This is a genomic window from Priestia veravalensis, assembly GCF_001457055.1.
GTDB lineage: Bacteria > Bacillota > Bacilli > Bacillales > Bacillaceae_H > Priestia > Priestia flexa.
In genome coordinates this window covers 12320-16152 of sequence record NZ_KQ758702.1, presented here as the reverse complement: position 1 = coordinate 16152, position 3833 = coordinate 12320, and the positions used below count along the sequence as shown (strand labels likewise).

General features: G+C 37.4%; 5 protein-coding genes. 1 reads left to right on the top strand and 4 read right to left on the bottom strand.

Annotated elements, in window-relative coordinates:
- Window positions 1-165 precede the first annotated feature (165 nt).
- The 4 genes from AS180_RS18885 to AS180_RS18870 form a co-directional block, all read right to left on the bottom strand.
- Window positions 166-915, bottom strand: a complete 750-nt coding sequence (locus tag AS180_RS18885) for a cell wall hydrolase (RefSeq protein WP_025908425.1) — start codon at window positions 913-915, stop codon at window positions 166-168.
- 769 nt (window positions 916-1684) lie between these two features.
- Complete coding sequence (locus tag AS180_RS18880) at window positions 1685-2011, bottom strand: hypothetical protein (protein ID WP_025908424.1); 327 nt, start codon at window positions 2009-2011, stop codon at window positions 1685-1687.
- Between the two features lie 70 nt (window positions 2012-2081).
- Complete coding sequence (locus AS180_RS18875; RefSeq protein WP_025908423.1) at window positions 2082-2276, bottom strand: hypothetical protein; 195 nt, start codon at window positions 2274-2276, stop codon at window positions 2082-2084.
- A gap of 16 nt (window positions 2277-2292) precedes the next feature.
- Window positions 2293-3147, bottom strand: coding sequence for a patatin-like phospholipase family protein (locus AS180_RS18870; RefSeq protein WP_025908422.1), 855 nt, complete (start codon window positions 3145-3147; stop codon window positions 2293-2295).
- A 243-nt stretch (window positions 3148-3390) separates the two neighbouring features.
- Between AS180_RS18870 and AS180_RS18865 the strand changes: the two genes are divergently transcribed.
- Entirely contained in the window at window positions 3391-3576 is a 186-nt protein-coding gene (locus AS180_RS18865) for a YkvS family protein (RefSeq protein WP_025908421.1), read from the top strand.
- Window positions 3577-3833 lie beyond the last annotated feature (257 nt).

The window sequence follows — 3833 nt, the reverse complement described above, 5'->3', positions numbered from 1 at the left end:
GTTTTCCCTCTCTTTCCCGCAGGAGTCGAGTGTCCTACGCTCCATTCCACCCTGTTTCCAACATTGTTTTCACAATCAACAAAAAACCTGAACGATTAAAAGTTATGAACTCTCAATCATTCAGGTATAGTAGAGGCTGAATTACTTATGTCCCAGCCTCTTTCTTTATTTTGCAAATACATGATTTCCAATTGTTTTTACAACTTGACGAGAGCGAATCCAATCATCTGTCGCTGTGTCAGGGTTATAAAAGTAAATGGAATCATTTAAGCGATCTTTTCTCATTAGTGCCTCTTCCACTGCACGGTGTGCTTCATCAGATGCTGGCTTATTAATTGAGCCGTTTTGAACAGGAGAAAACGCATAGCTAGTCCCTACCACTTCCATAATTACTCCGTTAACACTGTTTGGAAACTGCTGTGACTCTACACGATTTAGGACAACGATAGCTACACCTAATTTTCCTTCATACGACTCACCTTTTGCTTCCGCTTCTACTAAGCGTGCCAACAAATCTTTCTCTCCTTGAGAAATGGCCATTCCTTCAGGAGCCGGCTGTGTTTCTGCCTTAACTTCTTCTACTTCAGCAGGTTGGCTTACTTCTTCCGTTTCAACCGCTTTAACGGCTTTCTCTTCTTCAGCTACTTTTGACTCTGAAATTAGCCCATCAGTATCTCGACCGTTTGGCTTTTCTGGAATACGAAGCGTTTCCCCTTCATAAATCCATTCGTCTGTACGATTATTTTCGTCCATTATATCTGCAATGGTTACACCATATTGTTTACTTAACTGCCCAAGGGTATCTCCCTTAATGACTTTATATTTCGTTTCTGCTACTGCGACTGACTGAACGCTCCCAAGAGCAAACATAGCAGTTAGCATCATGAATAAAGACTTAACATAACTCTTTTTCATGCGGTAATACCTCCTGAAAATTCGTATGGTACTACTCTAACATAGCGTAGTACCTCTTTCACCGAACGATTCCTTTACATTTCTTTTAGTTTGATTAATAACATTACGAATCAAACACGATTATGACAATAATCCTATATATTTGTCATAATGAAGGAATTTTTTTGTGCAAGGAGGTAGGTATTACCTTGTTTATATTTCCCTTTTCAGACTTTTGACTCACTTCAAAATCATTTCAATTCTAGAAATAAATGCACATTTAACTACTCTATAACTACATTTGCTGAAAGAAGCAATTATTCAAAACGTACTCTATGCCACACCTTTCCCCCAAGATATTGTGAGTAAAACAACTCCTATCAGGCAAAGTCATCATTCGTTATGTGAAACTTTCCTCTTAGAAAATCGAATTAAAAAGATATAGAGTATGACTTCTCCTTTTCCTTAAAAGTCCTGTGAGTGAAGCGAACTATCTGAAGTGAGAATCACGACTCATTGCGCGCGTTCTGCCCTCTTTCACACCCAAACAATACATAGAGATAAGTAGTTTTCCTACTACTCGAAGAAGCCTGTGATTGCAACGAAGGATGGGAGACTCCTGCAGGACTAGCGAATGCTCTGAGACCCGGCAAGTTTACGAGGAGGCTTAGGCTTAGACCGAGCCCTGCGGAAAGGGAGCAGCCGGAGTAGAAATCACAACCCATTGTATGCGTTTTTTCTTCTTTCAAAACAAAAAAGATGAAGCGCAAATTTACACGCTTCATCTTCTTTAATCTTCAAGCTCTATTTCTACAACATCATAGAAATCAATTACTAGCTTAGCACCTGTATCGTCCATAAACGTAAACGCAGATTGATTGTCTGATAAATCCAGGACATAACCTGACAGTAGCTGTTCACTATTATCATAAACCGTTGTTAATGAAACCTTTTTGTGCTCAACAAACGCTTCTTCTAATAATGAATGGAGGTCGTACTCCCGGTCGTCAGCTGGCCGGTTTGTTAACAGCATCCCATATGTCATCTGTCCATTTTTATCTTTCCATATATAATCTGCAAAATAAAATGGTGCTGTACTTTTTCGAAAATCGTCCATGTAATCCCTCCTATAGCTACACATTACTTTCATTATATAAGCGTCTGCTCAAGAAAGCTAGCGTTTCAACTTAACTACGAGGCGTTTCGGTATAATAATACGTAAAGTTCCCACCTCGACCAGCTACTCCGCGAAAATGCTTGAAATCCTCTCTTCTTACAAGCACAGGTTGAAACCCTAAAAAATCCTCTTTACGAACGTGCAGCTCTTGAATCTCGCCGTCACGGAGAGCATCTAATTGCTTCATTACTTCCTCTTCGTTCATTTATATGTACTCCTTTCTACGAAAAGTCCTTTAACCATTCTTTTAGTTTATCATACTGTTCTGCAGCTTCTTCATATCCTTGCTTATACAAAACGTCTAACTTTGATCGGTCTTTCTCCATTCGCCCTACTACCAGTGGCTTCTGTGGACGAATCACAAATATATTTCCTGCTTCCTCCTGCTCATCGATATAAGCAAGCGTATCATTATAAAGCTTATAGCGGTTCTCTAATGCCTTAACTAAACCTGGATACTTACGATAATAACGCTTTGTAAACCAAGATGAACTGGATTTTTTCTTTTGGTATCCTTTATTTCGTGTTAACACCACAATATTTTTCTTAAATCCATCACTCTCTGCTTTTTTTACTGGAATTGGATCGCTGATTCCCCCGTCTAACAGCTGTTTACCACCATACTCCACAACTTTTGACACAAATGGAAGCGAGCTTGACGCGCGAATAATGGTCAGCAAATCGTCCTCATGATTGTCAAAATAAACAGGCTTTCCCGTTACGCAGTCCGTTGTGCCTACTACAAGCTGTTCAGTTCGCTTGTGAAAAGAATCAAAATCAAATGGAAGTAAGCTGGTTGGAATTTCTTCAAATATAAAATCCATCCCAAACATCTCACGCGTCTTAAAATAATTTCGCAGTGACAAATAACGTGGATCATCTATATAATCTAGATTAGCTCGACGGCTTCTTCCTACTTGTCGGGATAAATAGGAAGTTGCATGACAGGCTCCCGCCGAAACACCAATCACATAAGGTAAATATAAATCTTGTTCCATAAAGTAATCAAGTACCCCCGTTGTATAAAGACCTCTCATACCGCCACCTTCTAATACTAACCCTGTATTTATCATAATAATTGACACCTTCTATTTCTAATGTTTTAATCATTAAATAATCCTACATGTCAGTACTATATCGAATTACCCTCCTTTTGTCGAAGAATTCACTTAAAAAAACATCTTTTTTTACATTTTTTAAAAAAACATCTTTACTAATTAACCAATTTAAGGCAAAATTGAGAAAAAGAAAATAGAAAGCGTTAACTAGATTTACTTTTATAAATTTTCTAAAAATAATCTAATGAAGGAGCGATTGCGATGAAAATTGCAGAGGTAGGAAACGTAATTGAATTTAAAAATGGTTTAAAAGGTATTGTAGAAAAAGTAAATGAGAACTCTGTAATTGTTGACCTAACTTATATGACTAACTATCGTGATTTAGACTTAGAACAGCGAACAGTTGTAAACCATAAAAACTACACCATTATCAATCATGCGATGTAACAAATAACCACCCAGTACTTTGTACTGGGTGGTTATTTGTTACAAATCTTTTCCTTTTGCTCTTTACTTAAAATACCGAGTTTGTACAACATATACGCATATTGTTGTGCTTTTTTAGCCGATTTCATTTCCTTCCTCCTCATGCTTTTACTTTATTATATTCACACAACTAAAAAAGTTTCCTTAAGGAAAGAAAAATAGCTTCCTCTAAAAAAAGAAAAAAAGAGTTTGGGACATAACAAAATGATTGCTTCTAA

What these genes read in the sequence shown, in the direction of transcription:
- AS180_RS18885 (WP_025908425.1), bottom strand. Translation starts at nt 915, where the DNA reads ATGAAAAAGAGTTATGTTAAGTCTTTATTCATGATGCTAACTGCTATG.
- AS180_RS18880 (WP_025908424.1), bottom strand. Translation starts at nt 2,011, where the DNA reads ATGGACGATTTTCGAAAAAGTACAGCACCATTTTATTTTGCAGATTAT.
- AS180_RS18875 (WP_025908423.1), bottom strand. Translation starts at nt 2,276, where the DNA reads ATGAACGAAGAGGAAGTAATGAAGCAATTAGATGCTCTCCGTGACGGC.
- AS180_RS18865 (WP_025908421.1), top strand. Translation starts at nt 3,391, where the DNA reads ATGAAAATTGCAGAGGTAGGAAACGTAATTGAATTTAAAAATGGTTTA.